Consider the following 17,570-nt stretch of genomic DNA (forward strand, 5'->3'; position numbering starts at 1 on the left):
TCAGAAATCCGCATCCCAGTCGACCCGCATCTCGCCAGTCTCAAGACTGATCGACAACACACACTGCTGCGTATACGGCAACAGGCGCTCGCGATCATCGAGGCTGCCGATGCACGGCTTGACCGCCATCACATCATTGGCACCGGTCTCGAACAGATGATCGATCTTGCCGAGCAATTGCCCTTCTTGATCGATGACGCTAAGACCTTCCAGCTGATACCAGTAGAACTCGCCGTCTTCCAGTTCCGGTAGCTGGCTGCGGGGAACGCAGATCTCGAAGCCGGCGTAGGTACGCGCAACCTCACGATCATCGAGCCCTTTCAGCCTGGCGACCAGAACCTTGCCCTGCAAGCGTCCACCAGCCAGTTCAACCTGTTTCACCTCGCCATCGCGCCGCAGCGTCCAGCGAGGGTAGTCGAGCACGTTATCCAGAGGATCGGTAAAGGAAAACACCTTCACCTCACCCTTGACGCCATGCACCGAGACAATCTTGCCAAGAACCATCAGATCCTCGGCGGGAGCCGGCGTCGTGCTCATAAAGTGCTTAGGCAGCAGCCTTGGCAGCTTCTTTCAGCAGCTGAGCAACACGCTCAGACGGCTGCGCGCCCTGGCCCAGCCAGTAGGTAGCGCGTTCTTGATTCACGGACAGCTTGATTTCAGCACCCGAAGCGACCGGATTGAAGAAGCCAATACGCTCTACGAAGCGACCGTCGCGCGCATTGCGGCTGTTGGTCACGGTCAGGTGGTAGAAGGGGCGCTTTTTGGAGCCGCCACGAGCGAGACGAATAGTTACCATGTGAACATCGTTCCTGTAGTCGGTGCTAACTTGAGGCACACATCAAAATGGGCCTAGGCCCGAAAGGCCGCATATTCTAAGGATTATGCGGCTGTTTGCAAATCTCTTTTTCCGCCGGCCGTCGATAGACCGGCACAGAAGCTTCAGAACTTCGGCATACCGCCGCCCGGCATCATGCTGCCCATGCCGCGCATCATCTTGGCCATGCCGCCTTTGGCGGTGAATTTCTTCATCATTTTCTGCATTTGCTTATGCTGCTTGATCAGCCGACCAATGTCCTGCACCTGAGTGCCAGAACCCTGGGCAATGCGGCGCTTGCGCGAACCACTGATGATTTCTGGGTCACGGCGCTCGGCAGGCGTCATGGAGTTGATGATCGACTCCATCTGCTTGAATTGCTTTTCTGCCGCGCCCTGGGCGCCGCCCATCTGCGACAGGTTGACGCCACCCATCTGCGGCAGCTTGTCCATCAGGCCGCCAAGGCCGCCCATGTTCTTCATCTGCTGCAACTGGTCACGAAAATCTTCGAGATCAAAGCCCTTGCCCTTTTTCAGCTTCTTGGTGAGCTTCTCGGCCTTGTCACGATCGAGGGTCTGCTCGGCCTGCTCGATCAGACTGAGCACGTCGCCCATGCCGAGGATGCGCGAAGCGATCCGCTCGGGATGGAACGGCTCGAGCGCGTCACTCTTCTCGCCCATGCCGATGAACTTGATCGGTTTGCCGGTGATCGCGCGAACCGATAGTGCGGCACCACCCCGCGCATCACCGTCGACCTTGGTCAACACCACACCGGTGAGCGGCAGAGCGTCGTTGAAGGCCTTGGCGGTGTTGGCGGCATCCTGACCGGTCATGGCGTCGACCACGAACAGGGTTTCCACCGGTTTGACCGCCGCGTGCAACGCCTGGATCTCGGCCATCATCTCGGCATCGATGGCCAGACGACCGGCGGTATCCACCAGCACCACATCGATGTATTTGAGTTTGGCTTCGCGAATCGCCGCTTCAGCGATAGCGACCGGCTTCTGAGTGATATCGGACGGGAAGAACGTCACGCCGATGTCGCTGGCCAGGGTTTCCAGCTGCTTGATCGCGGCGGGACGGTAAACGTCCGCGGACACCACCATCACGCTCTTTTTCTTACGTTCTTTCAGGAACCGCGCCAGCTTGCCAACGGTGGTGGTCTTGCCCGCACCCTGCAGACCGGCCATCAGCACGACCGCTGGCGGCGTAGTGCTCAGGTCAAGATCTTCGTTGGCCGCACCCATGAGGCTTTCCAGCTCCAGGCGCACGATTTTCACAAACGCCTGGCCAGGCGTCAGGCTCTTCGACACCTCGGTGCCGACTGCACGATCCTTGACCCGAGCGACAAAATCCTTGACCACGGGCAGCGCGACGTCGGCCTCGAGTAGCGCCATGCGCACTTCGCGCAGGGTGTCCTTGATATTGTCCTCGGTCAGCTTGGCCTTGCCAGTGACGCTGCGCAGGGTCTGCGAGAGGCGATCTGTTAAATTTTCGAACATGCGCGTTCCTATCGGGCCGGATGTGCTGGCAGTAAACGCGGGATTATAACGGAGACTGCCCTGCTGTTGAGGCTTCTTTATCGGAGCCCCTGCGACATATGAGACCTGATACCACTTGCGGTCTTTTGACAACCACCGTTGTGTGCCACACTCAGCGCCTTTCAGGCCTTGTCATTCAGGATCTATGCACCCTCTGTTGCCCAGCCTCGCCGCAGCCATTTTCTATTTTGGCGCCGCCAGCTACCAAGGCTTGCACCTGACACGCCGCAGCACGCCCAGCAAACGCGTGCTGGCGCTTCTTGGCGTGATTGCCCTGTTCTTCCATGGCGGCAGTCTGTTCATGCAGATGCACAACAGCGCCGGCCTGACTCTGGACTTCTTCAATGCCGCCAGCCTGATCGCCTATACGGTGATCGTGCTCATCCTGCTAGCCTGCCAACGTATGCCGGTGGAAAACCTGCTGCTGTTCCTCTTCCCGCTCGGCGGCCTCACGGTACTGTGCGCTCAGTTCATGCCCAGCGGCACCACCCAGCCGCTCGAAGAAGGCCCCGGCATCCTCGCCCATATCCTGCTGTCGATCGTGGCCTACGGCATGCTGACCATCGCCATGTTCCAGTCGCTGCTGCTACTGGTGCAGGATCATCAGCTCAAGCACAAACATCCGTCCGGACTGATCCGCAACTTCCCCCCGCTGCAGACCATGGAGAGCTTGCTGTTCGGCTTCCTGTGGTGCGGCTGGGCACTGCTCTCGCTGTCGCTGCTGTCCGGGGTGATCTTCATTGATAACCTGTTCACCCAGCATCTGGTGCACAAGACCATTCTGTCCTGCTTTGCCTGGGTGGTGTTCGCTGTGCTGCTGTGGGGCCGTCACCAGCTTGGCTGGCGTGGGCACAAGGCGATCCGCTGGACGCTGGCCGGGTTCTGCCTGCTGATGCTGGCATTCTTCGGCAGCAAGCTGGTTCGCGAATTCATCCTCCACATCTGATCGTGGACACACCCTCTCCCCTACCCCAGCTAGCGCTGCTACTTGTGCTGCTGGGTTGCGCCGCGTTCTTTATCTGCGCGCGTACCGTGCTGTTCAGCCTCAATCGCTATCGCCTGCGCCACCGAGCCCGCCAAGGCCATCGTGCCGCTGCTCGGCTGATCCGCCTACTGGATCAACCACAGCGCCTCTCGGCCACCCTGCGTATCGGCACCATCTGTAGCACCATGGCCGCCTCGGTGGCCGCCACTCTGCTCGCGCTGAACCAGGGCGGCACCGCGACTCTGGCCATTTCACCGTTCCTGCTGACCCTGGCCGCCCTGATGCTGGCCCATCCGCTCGGGCGCGTACTGGCCATTCTGCCGGCGCCGCTGTTCGCCTACCCGGCAAGCCGCCCGCTGACGCTCTTCAGCACACTGCTGTCACCGCTGACCCGCCTGCTGCTGAGCATCAGCCAGGCGCTACGCAGCAGGATCGGCAAACCCGCGCCAGGCCAGCACGATGACCTCAGTCTCGAAGAGCTGCGCAGCGCACTGCAGGCCGACGACCTGCCACTGCCCAGCGAAAGACGCGCCATGCTGCTCGGTGTGCTCGAACTGGATCGGGTCAACGTCGACGACATCATGATTCCGCGCCACGAAGCCACCGGCATCGACCTGCACAGCAGCACGCCGTTGACCGAGCAGATCCGCAATGCCTCGCACACCCGCCTGCCGGTGTATCGCGACAGCCTCAACCAGACCGAAGGCATCCTGCACATGCGGCGCCTGGCGGGCCGTGGCGAGCTGAACGAAAGCAGCCTGCTGCAGGCCTGCGATGCGCCCTATTTCGTGCCGGAGGGGACGACGCTGGCCACCCAGCTGGTGAATTTCCAGCAGCACAAGTACCGCACCGGTATCGTCGTCGACGAGTACGGCGAAGCCATGGGCATCGTCACCGTGGAAGACATTTTGGAAGAGATCGTCGGCGACCTGAGCACCGTGGAAACCGCGCACCCGAGCGAATTTCATGCGCTAGGCGATGGTACCTGGTCGATCAAGGGCAGCGCCTACATACGCGAAGTGAACCGCGGCCTGGGCTGGAGCCTGCCGGTCGACGGACCGAAGACCGTCAATGGCCTGGTGACGGAAATATTGGAGAACATCCCGGACAGCGCCGTATGCCTGCAGGTCGGCCGCTACCGCCTGGAAATCCTCAAGGCCAGCGGCAGCCGGGTACTCGAGGTACGGGCCTGGGAGGCCCTGCAGAGGTGAAGCAGCCAGCAGGAGCAGTACTCCCGCTGACTCTAAGTTTTAGAACCTTTTGAAAGTCTCGCGAGCTAGAGCAATGCAAGGCAAAAACAGGCGAGGAAGCAGAGTGTACTTTTGTACATGAGCATTCCGAGCCTGTTTTTAACGCAGCAGTGCCGACTCGCAGCAGACTTGAACAGGTTCTTACAGCTCGACGTTCACCGCCTGCGCCGAACGCAGCGCCTTGGCGCGTGCAGCCTCCAGCGACTCATCACGGGCCAGCGCCACGCCCATGCGGCGCTGACCGCTGACTTCCGGCTTGCCGAACAGACGCAGTGCGGTATCCGGCTCGGTGAGCGCGGCGCCGAGGTTGCCGAAGCTGACCTGCTGCGACTCGCCTTCGACCAGAATCACCGCCGAGGCCGACGGGCCGAACTGGCGGATCGCCGGGATCGGCAAGCCGAGAATGGCCCGTGCATGCAGAGCGAACTCGGACAGATCCTGAGAAATCAGGGTCACCAGACCGGTGTCATGGGGGCGCGGGGAAATTTCGCAGAACCACACCTGATCACCCTTGACGAACAGCTCGACGCCGAACAGGCCACGGCCACCGAGAGAACCGGTCACGGCCAGGGCGATGCGCTCAGCCTCGGCGCGTGCGGCCGGGCTCATCGCCTGAGGCTGCCAGGACTCCTGATAGTCGCCCTTCTCCTGACGGTGACCGACCGGTGCACAGAAGGTGGTGCCGCCGACGTGGCGCACGGTCAGCAGGGTGATTTCGTAATCGAAGTCGATGAACCCTTCGACGATCACCCGGCCTTTGCCAGCACGACCGCCAGCCTGAGCGTAATCCCAGGCCTTCTGCACGTCATCGGCGCCCTTGAGCACCGACTGGCCCTTGCCCGACGAACTCATGATCGGCTTAACCACGCAGGGGAAACCGATGGCGCTGACCGCAGCCTGGAACTCCTCGAGGGAGTCGGCGAACTGATACGGCGAGGTCGGCACGCCCAGTTCTTCGGCGGCCAGGCGGCGGATGCCTTCACGGTTCATGGTCAATTGCGCGGCACGTGCGCTAGGGATCACCGTGTAGCCTTCGTTTTCCAGCTCGACCAGCGTAGCGGTGGCGATCGCCTCGATCTCCGGCACGATGTAATGCGGCTTCTCCAGCTCGATCACCGCGCGCAACGCCGCGCCATCGAGCATGCTGATCACGTGGCTGCGATGCGCCACCTGCATGGCCGGAGCGTTGGCATAACGGTCGACGGCGATGACTTCGACGCCGAGGCGCTGCAGCTCGATCACCACTTCCTTGCCGAGCTCACCCGAGCCACACAGCAACACACGGGTCGCGCTAGGCGACAGGGGGGTTCCGATACGGGGCATAACAGGATCCTTGGGTAGCAGGAGAATTCACAGGCTGTGTGAAAACTACTGCGCTCGGTCATGCGGCGTTAAAAACCAGCTCAAAATGCTCATTTACAACTCGTAAACTGCGCTTTTTCGCCGGTTTTTGCCTTGCCTGACCTTCGCTCGCTACGTTTTCACACGGCCTGTTCAGGCGGCGATTTTAATCACGGCAGGCGCCGACCGCGAACTAAATCGCTGCACCGTCAATCGGCAAGGCAGCGCAACGGCTCTGAATCGAGGTGTTTCGCCGGCGGCAGGCGGATGCTTGCCAGGGGCATTATTGATCTCGCGAATTGCCATGGATCAACGCGGCAAGATCACGCGTCAGCTACGCTCAAAGTGGATGCCGCCGCTGCGTCAGTAACACACGCAGCGGCGCAGCTCCTGGCAGGCAAGACTTCCAGAGGAGGCATCGCCATGGACGCGTTCCACATCATGATCGTGCTTTTGGTCAGCGGCTTTCTGCTGCTGGGAATCGGCTTCAACAACCGCGAGCAGGAATGGGGCATCTGGCTAACCGGCCTGGGCGCGCTGTCGATGTTTGCGCCACTGTTCTTCAAGGTGTTCATCGAGTTCGGCTGAGGCGTGCAGTTTCGAGCCTGCTCGAAAACCTGATCAGTCGCCGCTCTGCCAGCGTCGGGCGGATGCCTGGTCGCTCTCCCGTCCTTCGACCCAGCGCGGGCCGTCGGCGGTGTCCTCTTTCTTCCAGAACGGTGCCTGGGTCTTCAGGTAGTCCATGATGAACTCACAGGCCTCGAACGCCGCCTGTCGGTGCGCACTGGCTACGCCAACGAAGACGATTGGCTCGCCCGGCTCCAGCCGGCCGACACGGTGAATCACTTCGACGCCCAGCAGCGGCCAGCGCTCGCGCGCCTGGGACTCGATACCGACCAGAGCCTTTTCCGTCATGCCGGGGAAGTGCTCGAGATACATCCCCGCCACATCGCGGCCATCGTTGAAATCACGCACGTAGCCAACGAAACAGGCCACCGCACCGACACCGGTATTGGCCGCATGCACGGCATTGGTCTCCAGCCCCGGATCGAAAACCGCCTGCTGTACACGAATGCCCATCTCAGCCTCCGGTAACCGTGGGGAAGAACGCCACCGCGTCGCCATCGACCAGCGGTTCGCTCAGCGCGCAGAGCTCTTCATTGCGTGCGCACATCAAGCCGCGCTCGGCGAGCACTTCCCACACCCCGCCGCGCGCCAGCAGGTGCAGACGCAGCTCGTCGAGGGTGGCAAAGCCGGGTTGCAGTTGTTCGGCATCCAGACCGAGGGTTTCGCGGTAACGGGCGAAGTACTGCACGCTGATCATCGCTCGCCCTCGTCTGCCAGGAAGTGGCCGCTCTTGCCGCCGACCTTTTCCAGCAAACGCACCTGCTCGATGACCATGCCGCGATCCACCGCCTTGCACATGTCGTAGATGGTCAGCGCGGCGACGCTGGCAGCGGTGAGCGCTTCCATTTCCACCCCGGTCTGCCCGGTGAGTTTGCAGCGGGCGCGAATCAGCACGGCGTCATTACCGTCGGCCTGCAGCTCGACCTTGACGCTGGTCAGCATCAGCGGGTGGCACAGCGGAATCAGATCCGAGGTTTTCTTCGCGGCCTGAATGCCGGCAATGCGTGCTACGGCGAAAACGTCGCCCTTGGGATGCTCGCCGTCGACGATCATCTGCAGCGTCTCGGTACGCATGCGTACGCGAGCCTCGGCCACGGCCTCGCGTATGGTCTGCGCCTTGTCGCTGACGTCGACCATATTGGCGCGCCCCTGGGAGTCGAGATGGGTGAGCACGGGCAATCTCCGAATGAATGATGCGGAGATTGTAAGCCTCAACCCTCAGGCTTCAAGCCAAAAGAGCGTGACGAGGTTGCAGCTCTCGTCACGCTTGCCACTCGAGACAGGTTGCCTGCCGCTACATATGGCTTTCCGCGTACTCGGCGAGTATCGAGCGTGGAACGCCCTGCAGGGTGATGTGCACGCCGTGCTCGAAGCCTTTGAACCGCTCGGTGAGGTAGGTCAGGCCTGAGCTGGGTGCCGACAGATAGGGCGTGTCGATCTGCGCCAGGTTGCCCAGGCAGATCACCTTGGAGCCACTACCGGCGCGGGTGATGATGGTCTTCATCTGGTGCGGGGTGAGGTTCTGACACTCGTCGATGAGGATCAGGCTCTGCTGGAAGCTGCGCCCGCGAATGTAGTTCAGGGATTTGAACTGCAACGGCACCTTCTGCAGGATGTAGTCGACGCTGCCGTGGGTGTTCTCGTCGTCCATGTGCAGGGCTTCGAGGTTATCGGTGATGGCGCCCAGCCAGGGCTCCATCTTCTCGGCCTCGGTACCGGGCAGGAAACCGATCTCCTGATCCAGCCCCTGTACCGAACGAGTGGCGATGATGCGCCGGTAGCGCTTGTTGACCATGGTCTGCTCGATGGCCGCCGCCAGGGCCAGGATGGTCTTGCCGGAGCCTGCAGCGCCGGTCAGGTTGACCAGGTGGATATCGGGGTCGAGCAACGCATAGAGCGCCAGCGCCTGATAGATGTCCCGCGGCTTGAGGCCCCAAGCCTCCTGGTGCATCAGCGGCTCCTGATGCAGATCGAGAATCAGCAGTTCGCCGCCTTCAGCCTCTTTGACCCAGCCGACGAAACCCTGCTCGTCGATGATGAATTCGTTGACGTTGACACCCGGCAGCTCCTCGCTCAACTGCACGCGATGCCAGGTGCGTCCATGGCCCTGACGGGTATCGACCTTGGCGACACGATCCCAGAAGGCGCCTTCGACGTTGTGATAGCCCTTGGAGAGCAGCGAGATGTCGTCGACCAGTTGGTCGGTGTGATAGTCCTCGGAATCCAGACCGCAGCCACGCGCCTTCAGGCGCATGTTGATGTCCTTGGTCACCAGCACCACCGAGGTGCCCGGCCGGCGTGATTTCAGCTCGACCAGCTGGTTGATGATCTTGTTGTCGTTGAGGTCTTCCGGCAGCCAGGTAACCGGCGCCGCACTCTTACTCATGAGAATCGATAGAAAACCGCGGGGCTCGTTCTTGCCACGCTGAATCGGTACACCGTGCTCGACTTCCTCGGGGCTGGCGCCATCGAGGATCTTGTCGATCAGACGAATCGCCTGGCGACACTCGGCGGCGACCCCCTGCTTGCCGGTTTTCAGCTTGTCGAGTTCCTCCAGCACGGTCATCGGAATGGCAACGTGGTGTTCTTGGAAATTGAGTAGCGCGTTGGGATCGTGAATCAGGACATTGGTGTCGAGGGCATACAAGGTTGGGGCGGTGGGCTTGATGCGTCCGTGGTCATCCATACTCGTCACCTCTTGTCGGATCCAGTGACGGAATGCCAGGACGGCGCTCCGCCACACAGGGCCACCGACTCCCCCTTAAAGGAGAGATGCACACGGATGAGGGCCGATGGCCGCCACCTGTCTGCAGGGTTCGGCGGTCTTTCAAGGCGTGGCCTGCGACGGTGGATCATCATGATCGATTCGCGGCAAACCACAGTTCGTTGATACTCCAAAAAATGTGACAGGAAAATGATCTTTTCAGATTTTTGAAGTTTATTTTTCGGTTAGACGAATGACGCTTGGCGCTCGTGCAGCTCACCGCTAAAGTCATAAGTCCTGCTGCAGCGCTCCATTGGCGAACCCTGCCCCCTCTTCCCTGCCGGCTAACTGCTCTTGTCACCGAATCGGCTAGAATCGGCGCTCCGCTGAAGGAGACGACCTATGCTGATGGTGATTTCACCCGCCAAGACCCTGGATTACGACACCGCGCCGGTGACGTCACGCTTCACCCAACCCGAGTTCCTCGACCACTCCCAGGAACTCGTCGCCCAGCTGCGCGAATTCTCCCCCGCGCAAATCGCCGAGCTGATGCACCTGTCGGACAAACTCGCCGGCCTCAATGCCGCGCGCTTCGGCAGCTGGACGCCGGCCTTCGACACGCACAACGCCAAGCAGGCGCTGCTGGCATTCAAGGGCGATGTGTACACCGGCATGGATGCGCAAAGCTTCGCGGAGGCGGATTTCGATTTCGCCCAGCAGCACCTGCGCATGCTTTCCGGCCTGTACGGCCTGCTGCGCCCCCTGGATCTGATGATGCCCTACCGTCTGGAAATGGGTACCAAGCTGATCAACGCCCGCGGCAAGGATCTCTATGCTTTCTGGGGCGAGCACATCAGTGAGTGGCTGAACGAGGCACTGCAGGCTCAGGGCGACGATGTGCTGCTCAACTTGGCCTCCAACGAGTACTTTGGCGCGGTCAAGCGCAAGGTACTCAAGGCGCGCATCATCGATACCGAGTTCAAGGATCTGAAGAACGGCCAATACAAGATCATCAGCTTCTATGCCAAAAAGGCCCGCGGCCTGATGGCTCGCCACGTGATCAGGGAGCGACTGAAGAATCCGCAGGATCTCAAGGACTTCGACGCCCAGGGTTACCGCTTCTCGGCCAAGGACTCCAGCGTCGACAAGCTGGTGTTCCTGCGCGACCACGCCCCGGACTGATCGGCGCTGGAAACATCCGCCAACCCCTGCACGGGTGCCGAGGCAGCCGGGCTTGTGTAGGATTGGCACACATTCGACGTTCAAGGTTTAGCGATGATTTTCGGCGCGATTCTGGTGCTCAGCTGGTTCATCCTGCTGATCCGCTACCCGGCCAAAGCCCTGCCCATTTCCCTTGCCGCACTGGTTGGCCTGGGGCTGGTATCGAGCTGGGTGCTGTGGCAAGAGAGCCGCGAGAATCGCCACCTGGCTCACTTGGAGCTGCGCCTGAGCCATGCGCCGCAAAGCTGCCCGGCAGATCGCCCGCTGAGCGTGCACCTGCACAACGGTAGCCAAGCCGCACTGCTGGAGCTGCGTTGGCAGGTAGCCGCCTACCGCCCAGGCGACAGCGTCAACCTGGCGCAACGGCTTTACGAAACCCCGCGCTACAGCGGCCCTGGCGAATTGCTGCCGGGGGCCGACTGGCAAACCTGCCTGCCCCTGCCTACCCTGCGTAGCGGCTATCGCGCCAGCACCCTGGAGTTTCGTGCCGAACAGCTGCAAGGTACGTTCAGCCGCTGACCGGCGCCTGAAAAGATCCAGATAACAACAAACACAAGGATTGCCCATGAGCCACCCCACGGTTCTGATCACCGGCTGTTCCAGTGGCATCGGCCGCGCACTGGCGGACACCTTTCTGCAGCAGGGCTACCAAGTCTGGGCCAGCGCCCGCAAAGAGGAAGACGTGGCACGCCTGAGCGCAGCCGGCTTCAACGCCGTGCAACTGGACGTGGACGACGCCGACGCTGTCGAGCGACTGGCCGCGACGCTCAAGGAACGCATCGGCGGCCTTGACGTACTGATCAACAACGCCGGCTATGGCGCCATGGGCCCGCTGCTCGATGGCGGTGCCACAGCGATGCGTCGGCAGTTCGAAACCAATGTCTTCGCTATCGTCGACGTGACCCGGGCGCTGTTCCCGTTGCTGCGCTGCAACAAAGGGCTGGTGGTGAACATCGGCAGTGTCTCCGCCGTACTGGTCACCCCGTTCGCGGGCGCCTACTGCGCCTCCAAGGCTGCCGTCCACGCCCTCAGCGATGCCCTGCGCCTGGAGCTGGCGCCTTTCGGCGTCGGTGTGCTGGAAGTGCAGCCCGGCGCCATCGAGTCGAGTTTCGGCTCCCAAGCCAGTCGCCAGGCTGAACAGTTGATCGGCGAGCACTCGCCCTGGTGGCCCATGCGTGAAGGCATCCGCGCCCGCGCCATGGCGTCCCAGGACAATCCGACGCCTGCCAGCCACGTTGCCCGCAACGTGCTCGCGGCTGTGAACAGCGGCAAGCGACCACGAGTATTGCGCCTCGGCAATGGCAGCCGCGCATTGCCGCTGCTCGCTGCTCTGCTGCCCGGCGCACTGCTGGATCGCATACTGAGTCGCCGCTTCGGTCTGGATCGCACCTTGTAGAACCTGGCGCCAGCGGCGAGACTCAGAGCTCCACCTTTTGCACCGAGCCGTGCCGCCATGCCCCCATCCCATTCTTCCGTCGCCATGACTCGTTACGCTGTCATTGGCGTGGTCGCAGCCGTGCTGCTCAACCTGTTGCTGCGCAGCTTCGTCAAACTCGGCGGCGTGCTGGCCACACTGGTGATCGCCGCCAGCGTAGCGGCGCTGATGGCTTTGCTGTTCGCCTGGCAGCAACGCCGCCCGCCAACCCGCGGTGAACGTCGCCGCCTGGTGTGGCTGTACGGCGGCATGCTGGCGCTGCTGTATGTCGGCCTGCTGACCATGATGACGCTGCAGGATGAGCCCAGCCCGATGGGCGTGGTGATCTTCGCGCTGCACTATCTGAGCTATCCGCTGCTCGCCCAGATGCTGTTCTCCGAGCGGATATTCAAAAGAATGCCCTGAGCAAGCGGCACTTGCGGGGCGATCACTGCTCTACACTCGTTACCAATAAGCCTGATCGGAACGTCGATGAGAACCAGCCGGCACCTCAAAACCCAGGAGCGACGCATCATGTTTGCGCTGCTCGCTGCGCTATTGATCGTGCAGATCGTCATTTATCTGGTCAGTGTGCGTACCAATCGCGGCATCGTTGAAGACACCACTGCCACGCAGTTGGCAACCACCGCTCAAGTGGTCGACCAGTTGCTCGAACTACGCCACCGTCAGCTGACTCAGGGTGCGGCCGTGCTAGCGGCGGACTACGGCCTCAAGGAGGCCATCGCCATTGGCGAACGAGCGACTATCGAATCCATGCTGCAGAATCATGGCAGCCGCCTGCAGGCCGATATCGCCGTGCTCAATACCCTCGACCGGCAACTGATCGCCAGTGTCCCCAGCGAGCTGCAACAGGCCGATATCGTTCCCCTCCTCAAGGCCGCCGCACAATCCGGCAGCGCTGACGGGCAGATGCCTATCGCCATGCTGCGCAGCCAGAGCGGCGTGCTCTACCAGTTGATCCACAGCGTGGTAAATATGCCCACGCCACAGGCCGAACTCACCCTGGGCTTCGCCATCGACGACGGCCTGGCCGAGGATCTCAAGCGGGTCACCGACACCGAATTCGTATTCCTCTCCCGTGGCGAGAATGGCGCCTGGCAATTGCATGGCAACACCCTGAACAGTACGTTCGAGCGCTTGCTAGGCAATCCATCGGCACTGGTCGATGGCGCCACCTGGAGGCTGCAAGACGAAGGCAATGAATACCTGATGCGCTCGGTGTCGCTCGCCAACGTCAATGCCCAGGGCGCCAGTGAGGTACTGCTGATCATGGGCAAATCTCTGGGCCGGACCATGGCCGCCCACGCACGCATCGAGACCCTCCAGCTTTATCTGCTAGTAGCCAGCTTGCTGCTTTCTGCGTTGGTGGTGCTGCTGGTCAACCGACACCTGCTGCGCCCGCTCAACACCTTGGCCTACCTGGATGCACTGACCGACCTGCCAAATCGCCGCCTTTTCGACCACAGCGTCGCCAACGCACTGAATGCTAAAGGGCGACGGCGCACCTCTTTCGCGCTGATGATGATCGACCTCGATCATTTCAAACAGATCAACGATCGTTACGGTCACGCCGCCGGGGACGAGGTTCTCAAGGTCAGTGCCAAACGGCTGCGCGGCCTGCTAAGACGTGTCGACATGCCAGCGCGCCTCGGTGGCGACGAGTTTGCAGCGCTGCTGCCGGGCCTCGATCGCGCGGCGGCGATTCGCTTGGGGCAGCGCATTGAAGAGGCCCTCAGCGAGCCAATCGTCTTCAATCAGCAGACCTTGCAAATCGGTATCAGCATCGGTATCGCCATCGCGCCCCAGGACGGTGAAACCGCCAGCGATCTGCTACGCATGGCCGATGACGAGATGTACGCCGACAAGGCGCAGCGAGAGAGCGAGTCGGTCTGAAAAGTCGAACACCCACTCGATAGCCCGGTCGCACCTGAAGTCCTTCTCGGTAAACAGGCGCATTCATGGAGTACATCGACTGGCTGCAATGGCCGGCTATGTTGGTCACCGTCGTGGCGGCCTGGCTGATCGCTTCGAAACAGCGCCAGCGGCGCAACCTGGGCTTCTGGGTATTCATGGCCAGCAATCTGCTGTGGATCATCTGGGGTCTCTACAGCCACGCGTATGCGTTGATCGTGCTGCAATTGTGCCTGGCAGCCATGAACATTCGCGGCGCCATCAAGACCGAAGACAAATAAACGCGGCACCGCGATGACAACGCAGGTCAGTGTTAGACGTGCCTTGGTGCGGGCACGTCAGCCGCATCTGATCTGCCAATCCCGCTCAGGCTGTGAGACCATCGACGGCTTGCCATCGTATTCATCGCCCCATGCCGAAGCCTGCTTTTGACCTCCGAGACGTAGCCTGATGCCAGACATCCTGCACCTGCAGCAGGCCGACTGGCGCGGCGATTTCGATGACGGTGCGCTGCGCCGCGGCCAGGACTACGCCACCCGCGGGCTCAGCCGCCTGCTCAGCCTCAAGGATCACAGCCTGCTCGCCAGTTGCCTGGGCAGCGGCGAACGGCCGTACCAGCAACGCATCACCCTGCATCCCTACGGACAGGGCTGGGGAGTGACGGGTAACTGCAGTTGCCCAGTGGGTTTCAACTGCAAGCATGTCGCCGCCGCCCTGCTCACCCTCGAGGCGCGCCAGCGCTCCGGTGAGGATCTGGGCTCGTTGATCGTCGTCGAAAAGCCCATGGAAGAAACTCGCATCGACAATGTGCCGCCGATCCCCGTGCTGACCTTGGGCAGCCATGTACGCGTGCACTTCGATGCGCGCAAGGGCCGCATGCTGGAACAGACCCAGCACCGCGCAGCACTGGCCTTCGACTATCAGGGCCACAGCGCAGCGGGCAAGCCGGCCAAGGATCTGCTGTATCGCCTCGGCCCGACCCATCAGTTGCGCATCGTGCGTGATGGGGCCCGCGAAGCCGAGCTGCGTCATCGCCTGGAAGAAGGCGGCCTGCGCACGGCCCTGCGGCAGAGCGAGGCGCTCGCCCAGCATCCCGGCGAACACTTCGAACTGCAGGGCGACGCAGCCTGGCTGGCCTTCATGCAGCAGCAGGTACCGGCCCTGCGCGAAGAAGGCTGGCGGGTCGAGGTGCAACCTGATTTTCAGTACAACCTGGCACAGATCGACGACTGGTACGCCGATGTCGATGAGGTTCCCGAACAGGGCTGGTTCGACCTGGAGCTGGGGATCGAAGTGGAAGGCCAGCGCATCAGCCTGCTGCCTATCCTGCTCCAGGCCATTCGACGCACGCCCTGGCTGCTTTCCGGCGAAGCCCTGGCACAGCGCCAGGATGGAGAAATGCTGCTGGTCACCCTGCCCCACAGCCAGCGCCGCGTAGCCCTGCCCTATGCACGGCTCAAGCCGTTGCTGGCAGCGCTCGGTGAACTGTTCATCGGTGACGGCGAAGACATCGGCACCCGGGTGCGCCTGCCCCGCGCCGATGCGACGCGCCTCAACGTGCTGCAGCAGGAACCCGAGCTGAGCTGGCAGGGTGGCGCCGATCTGCGCGATTTCGCCCAGCGTCTGCAGCACACCACGCTGCAGCCGGTCAGCGCGCCGGACGGCCTGGCGGCACAACTGCGCCCCTATCAGCTGCAGGGGCTGGGCTGGATGCAAGCCCTGGCCGAACTCAAGGTAGGCGGCGTGCTGGCCGACGACATGGGCCTGGGCAAGACCCTGCAGACCCTGGCGCATATCCTCCTGGAAAAACAGAACGGCCGCCTGCAGCAACCGGCCCTGATCGTCATGCCCACCAGCCTGATCCCCAACTGGGAGGATGAAGCCGCCCGATTCGCCCCGAGCCTCAAGGTGCTGGCCTTGCACGGTGCCAAGCGCCGCAGCCAGTTCAAGCTGATCGCCGAACACGACATCGTGCTCACCACCTATGCCCTGCTGCCACGCGACCTCAAGACGCTGACCGCGCAACGCTTCCATCTGCTGATTCTCGACGAAGCCCAGAGCATCAAGAACCCGCGCAGCAAGGCCGCTCTCGCCGCCAGCCAGATCAACGCGCAACAACGCCTGTGCCTGAGCGGTACGCCGCTGGAAAACCACCTGGGCGAGCTCTGGTCGCTGTTCAACTTCCTGATGCCGGGCTGGCTCGGCGACAGTAAGAGCTTCACCCGCGACTACCGCACGCCCATCGAGAAGCATGGCAACGAGCAGCGCCTGGCGCATCTGCGTGGACGCATCAAACCCTTCGTGCTGCGCCGCAAGAAGGAACAGGTAGCGCGCGAGCTGCCACCGAAGACCGAGATCACCCAATGGGTGGAACTGACCCCGGCACAGCGCGACCGCTATGAAATTCTGCGCCTGGCCATGGATCGCAAGGTACGTGAGGAAATCACCCGGCAGGGCCTGGCCCGCAGCCAGATCGTCATCCTCGAAGCGTTGCTGCGTCTACGCCAGGTGTGTTGCGACCTGCGCCTGCTGGACGAAGCCCCGGAAGAACTGAGCAGCAGCGATTCCGGCAAGCTCGGCAGCCTGCTGGAAATGCTCGAAGCGCTTATCGGCGAAGGCCGTCGGGTGCTGCTGTTCTCCCAGTTCACCTCGATGCTGGCGCTGATCGAAGCCGAGCTGCAAACCCGCGGTATTGCCTATGCCAAGCTCACCGGCAGCACCCGTGATCGCCGCACGCCGGTACAGCAGTTCCAGGCTGGGCAGTTTCCGGTCTTCCTGATCAGCCTCAAGGCGGGCGGTTCGGGCCTAAACCTTACCGCCGCCGACACCGTGATCCACTTTGACCCCTGGTGGAACCCCGCAGCGGAAGCCCAGGCCAGCGACCGCGCCTACCGGATCGGCCAGGACAAGCCGGTGTTCGTCTACAAGCTGATCGCCCGTGGCAGCGTCGAGGAGAAGATCCAGCAACTGCAGCACGCCAAGGCCAGCCTGGCGCGCGGCCTGTTGGAAGAAGGCGGCAGCCAGGCGCAATGGCAACTCAGCGAAGACGACCTGCAGGCGCTGTTCGCCCCGCTGAATGACTGACTACTTCTCCGAGTAATTATCGCCGACCACGTCGCCAGTCGAATCGATGGCCTTGCTGGACGGAAACTTGTACGACGCGAAGCGTACCGCCAACACCGACAGCGCCAGGAAGAAGATACCGCCACACAGGTACAGTAGGCCGATATCCGGCGCCTTGTGGTGAGACACGTCGCCGATCAGGTAACGGGTCAACGCGGTGATGGCGATGTACAGCAGAAAGCGGATCGGCAGATGATTGGTCTTGAAGTAGATGCCGACCATCGCCCCCAGCTCCAGGTAGATGAACAGCAGCAGAATGTCGTCCACGCTGGCACTGCCCTTTTCCAGCATGCCCATAAAGGCTGCCACGGACGCCCAGGCAGTCGCCCCACCGATGACGAACAGGCCCAGGTAGTGGAAACCCTCGACGAACAGGTTGCCGATCGAATTCGCGCCCTTGTGCATCTGCTTGCGGCCGTTATCTACCCACTTCATACCCTTCCCCTTTAACTATTGATGCAGCCGAAACGTAGCCATCATGGCGCGTCTGCGTGACATTCCCATGCAGGAACAAGACCAGCGAAGCTGGCCCGGAGCGACTGCCTTGGCACAGAGAAGCCCGCCGTCGCCAAAAAGGCACGGATGCGGCAACCTGCAGCGCGTGACAAGATGCCGCGC

At 62.0% G+C, this 17,570-nt stretch carries 19 protein-coding genes; 10 read left to right on the forward strand and 9 right to left on the reverse strand.

The window, feature by feature from the left end; translation table 11 throughout:
- The 3 genes from rimM to ffh form a co-directional block, all read right to left on the reverse strand.
- Positions 1 to 537 (reverse strand): ribosome maturation factor RimM, encoded by a 537-nt coding sequence (gene rimM / locus ACZ0AI_RS11785; RefSeq protein WP_463565909.1) that lies wholly within the window; start codon positions 535 to 537, stop codon positions 1 to 3.
- 7 nt (positions 538 to 544) lie between these two features.
- Positions 545 to 796: a 30S ribosomal protein S16 gene (gene rpsP / locus ACZ0AI_RS11790; protein WP_042555419.1), complete on the reverse strand. Its 252-nt coding sequence runs from the start codon at positions 794 to 796 to the stop codon at positions 545 to 547.
- 143 nt (positions 797 to 939) lie between these two features.
- The gene (gene ffh / locus ACZ0AI_RS11795) at positions 940 to 2,316 is read right to left on the reverse strand and encodes a signal recognition particle protein (protein ID WP_463565910.1); all 1,377 of its coding nucleotides are present in this window, start codon (positions 2,314 to 2,316) and stop codon (positions 940 to 942) included.
- A 184-nt stretch (positions 2,317 to 2,500) separates the two neighbouring features.
- Between ffh and ACZ0AI_RS11800 the strand changes: the two genes are divergently transcribed.
- Both ACZ0AI_RS11800 and ACZ0AI_RS11805 read left to right on the forward strand, forming a co-directional pair.
- Positions 2,501 to 3,301: a cytochrome C assembly family protein gene (locus ACZ0AI_RS11800; RefSeq protein WP_463565911.1), complete on the forward strand. Its 801-nt coding sequence runs from the start codon at positions 2,501 to 2,503 to the stop codon at positions 3,299 to 3,301.
- A 2-nt stretch (positions 3,302 to 3,303) separates the two neighbouring features.
- Positions 3,304 to 4,551, forward strand: a complete 1,248-nt coding sequence (locus ACZ0AI_RS11805; RefSeq protein ID WP_463565912.1) for a CNNM domain-containing protein — start codon at positions 3,304 to 3,306, stop codon at positions 4,549 to 4,551.
- A 180-nt stretch (positions 4,552 to 4,731) separates the two neighbouring features.
- Here the strand turns inward: ACZ0AI_RS11805 and purT are convergent, their stop codons facing one another.
- Positions 4,732 to 5,913 carry a formate-dependent phosphoribosylglycinamide formyltransferase gene (gene purT / locus ACZ0AI_RS11810; RefSeq protein WP_225838899.1) on the reverse strand — a complete coding sequence of 394 codons (1,182 nt, stop codon included), beginning with the start codon at positions 5,911 to 5,913 and terminating at the stop codon, positions 4,732 to 4,734.
- 441 nt (positions 5,914 to 6,354) lie between these two features.
- Here purT and ACZ0AI_RS11815 point away from each other — a divergent pair, with 441 nt between their 5' ends.
- Positions 6,355 to 6,519: a hypothetical protein gene (locus tag ACZ0AI_RS11815; protein ID WP_225838897.1), complete on the forward strand. Its 165-nt coding sequence runs from the start codon at positions 6,355 to 6,357 to the stop codon at positions 6,517 to 6,519.
- Positions 6,520 to 6,552: 33 nt separating this feature from the next.
- Here the strand turns inward: ACZ0AI_RS11815 and moaE are convergent, their stop codons facing one another.
- The 4 genes from moaE to ACZ0AI_RS11835 all read right to left on the reverse strand — a co-directional run bounded on the left by moaE (position 6,553) and on the right by ACZ0AI_RS11835 (position 9,244).
- Positions 6,553 to 7,011: a molybdopterin synthase catalytic subunit MoaE gene (gene moaE / locus ACZ0AI_RS11820; RefSeq protein ID WP_463565913.1), complete on the reverse strand. Its 459-nt coding sequence runs from the start codon at positions 7,009 to 7,011 to the stop codon at positions 6,553 to 6,555.
- 1 nt (position 7,012) lies between these two features.
- Positions 7,013 to 7,255 carry a MoaD/ThiS family protein gene (locus tag ACZ0AI_RS11825; RefSeq protein WP_225838894.1) on the reverse strand — a complete coding sequence of 81 codons (243 nt, stop codon included), beginning with the start codon at positions 7,253 to 7,255 and terminating at the stop codon, positions 7,013 to 7,015.
- Complete coding sequence (gene moaC / locus ACZ0AI_RS11830) at positions 7,252 to 7,731, reverse strand: cyclic pyranopterin monophosphate synthase MoaC (protein ID WP_225838892.1); 480 nt, start codon at positions 7,729 to 7,731, stop codon at positions 7,252 to 7,254. Before moaC ends, ACZ0AI_RS11825 begins: the two co-directional genes overlap by 4 nt.
- Positions 7,732 to 7,852: 121 nt before the next feature.
- Positions 7,853 to 9,244 carry a PhoH family protein gene (locus ACZ0AI_RS11835; protein WP_463565914.1) on the reverse strand — a complete coding sequence of 464 codons (1,392 nt, stop codon included), beginning with the start codon at positions 9,242 to 9,244 and terminating at the stop codon, positions 7,853 to 7,855.
- Positions 9,245 to 9,664: 420 nt separating this feature from the next.
- On the opposite strand from ACZ0AI_RS11835, the gene yaaA reads away from it, so the two are divergent.
- The 7 genes from yaaA to ACZ0AI_RS11870 all read left to right on the forward strand — a co-directional run bounded on the left by yaaA (position 9,665) and on the right by ACZ0AI_RS11870 (position 16,913).
- Complete coding sequence (gene yaaA / locus ACZ0AI_RS11840; RefSeq protein ID WP_463565915.1) at positions 9,665 to 10,444, forward strand: peroxide stress protein YaaA; 780 nt, start codon at positions 9,665 to 9,667, stop codon at positions 10,442 to 10,444.
- A gap of 93 nt (positions 10,445 to 10,537) precedes the next feature.
- Positions 10,538 to 11,002, forward strand: a complete 465-nt coding sequence (locus tag ACZ0AI_RS11845; RefSeq protein ID WP_225838886.1) for a multidrug transporter — start codon at positions 10,538 to 10,540, stop codon at positions 11,000 to 11,002.
- A gap of 46 nt (positions 11,003 to 11,048) precedes the next feature.
- The gene (locus ACZ0AI_RS11850) at positions 11,049 to 11,879 is read left to right on the forward strand and encodes an SDR family oxidoreductase (RefSeq protein WP_463565916.1); all 831 of its coding nucleotides are present in this window, start codon (positions 11,049 to 11,051) and stop codon (positions 11,877 to 11,879) included.
- A gap of 57 nt (positions 11,880 to 11,936) precedes the next feature.
- Positions 11,937 to 12,323 carry a hypothetical protein gene (locus ACZ0AI_RS11855; protein WP_463565917.1) on the forward strand — a complete coding sequence of 129 codons (387 nt, stop codon included), beginning with the start codon at positions 11,937 to 11,939 and terminating at the stop codon, positions 12,321 to 12,323.
- 108 nt (positions 12,324 to 12,431) lie between these two features.
- Positions 12,432 to 13,811: a GGDEF domain-containing protein gene (locus ACZ0AI_RS11860; protein ID WP_463565918.1), complete on the forward strand. Its 1,380-nt coding sequence runs from the start codon at positions 12,432 to 12,434 to the stop codon at positions 13,809 to 13,811.
- 65 nt (positions 13,812 to 13,876) lie between these two features.
- The gene (locus ACZ0AI_RS11865) at positions 13,877 to 14,110 is read left to right on the forward strand and encodes a hypothetical protein (protein WP_225838866.1); all 234 of its coding nucleotides are present in this window, start codon (positions 13,877 to 13,879) and stop codon (positions 14,108 to 14,110) included.
- Between the two features lie 169 nt (positions 14,111 to 14,279).
- Positions 14,280 to 16,913, forward strand: a complete 2,634-nt coding sequence (locus tag ACZ0AI_RS11870; protein WP_463565919.1) for a DEAD/DEAH box helicase — start codon at positions 14,280 to 14,282, stop codon at positions 16,911 to 16,913.
- On the opposite strand, the gene ACZ0AI_RS11875 is transcribed toward ACZ0AI_RS11870, so the two are convergent.
- A complete protein-coding gene (locus ACZ0AI_RS11875; RefSeq protein WP_463565920.1) occupies positions 16,914 to 17,387 on the reverse strand; it encodes a phosphate-starvation-inducible protein PsiE in 474 nt (157 codons plus the stop codon). It abuts the gene before it with no gap.
- Positions 17,388 to 17,570: the final 183 nt, after the last annotated feature.

Source organism: Pseudomonas sp. AC355, assembly GCF_979258205.1.

Bases quoted from the DNA above. Each gene is read 5' to 3' on its own strand.
- rimM (WP_463565909.1), bottom strand. From the start codon at position 537: ATGAGCACGACGCCGGCTCCCGCCGAGGATCTGATGGTTCTTGGCAAG.
- ACZ0AI_RS11845 (WP_225838886.1), top strand. From the start codon at position 10,538: ATGATTTTCGGCGCGATTCTGGTGCTCAGCTGGTTCATCCTGCTGATC.
- ACZ0AI_RS11855 (WP_463565917.1), top strand. From the start codon at position 11,937: ATGCCCCCATCCCATTCTTCCGTCGCCATGACTCGTTACGCTGTCATT.
- ACZ0AI_RS11875 (WP_463565920.1), bottom strand. From the start codon at position 17,387: ATGAAGTGGGTAGATAACGGCCGCAAGCAGATGCACAAGGGCGCGAAT.
- ACZ0AI_RS11800 (WP_463565911.1), top strand. From the start codon at position 2,501: ATGCACCCTCTGTTGCCCAGCCTCGCCGCAGCCATTTTCTATTTTGGC.
- yaaA (WP_463565915.1), top strand. From the start codon at position 9,665: ATGCTGATGGTGATTTCACCCGCCAAGACCCTGGATTACGACACCGCG.
- ACZ0AI_RS11825 (WP_225838894.1), bottom strand. From the start codon at position 7,255: ATGATCAGCGTGCAGTACTTCGCCCGTTACCGCGAAACCCTCGGTCTG.
- ffh (WP_463565910.1), bottom strand. From the start codon at position 2,316: ATGTTCGAAAATTTAACAGATCGCCTCTCGCAGACCCTGCGCAGCGTC.
- ACZ0AI_RS11870 (WP_463565919.1), top strand. From the start codon at position 14,280: ATGCCAGACATCCTGCACCTGCAGCAGGCCGACTGGCGCGGCGATTTC.
- moaE (WP_463565913.1), bottom strand. From the start codon at position 7,011: ATGGGCATTCGTGTACAGCAGGCGGTTTTCGATCCGGGGCTGGAGACC.
- ACZ0AI_RS11865 (WP_225838866.1), top strand. From the start codon at position 13,877: ATGGAGTACATCGACTGGCTGCAATGGCCGGCTATGTTGGTCACCGTC.
- purT (WP_225838899.1), bottom strand. From the start codon at position 5,913: ATGCCCCGTATCGGAACCCCCCTGTCGCCTAGCGCGACCCGTGTGTTG.
- ACZ0AI_RS11835 (WP_463565914.1), bottom strand. From the start codon at position 9,244: ATGGATGACCACGGACGCATCAAGCCCACCGCCCCAACCTTGTATGCC.
- ACZ0AI_RS11850 (WP_463565916.1), top strand. From the start codon at position 11,049: ATGAGCCACCCCACGGTTCTGATCACCGGCTGTTCCAGTGGCATCGGC.
- ACZ0AI_RS11860 (WP_463565918.1), top strand. From the start codon at position 12,432: ATGTTTGCGCTGCTCGCTGCGCTATTGATCGTGCAGATCGTCATTTAT.
- ACZ0AI_RS11815 (WP_225838897.1), top strand. From the start codon at position 6,355: ATGGACGCGTTCCACATCATGATCGTGCTTTTGGTCAGCGGCTTTCTG.
- rpsP (WP_042555419.1), bottom strand. From the start codon at position 796: ATGGTAACTATTCGTCTCGCTCGTGGCGGCTCCAAAAAGCGCCCCTTC.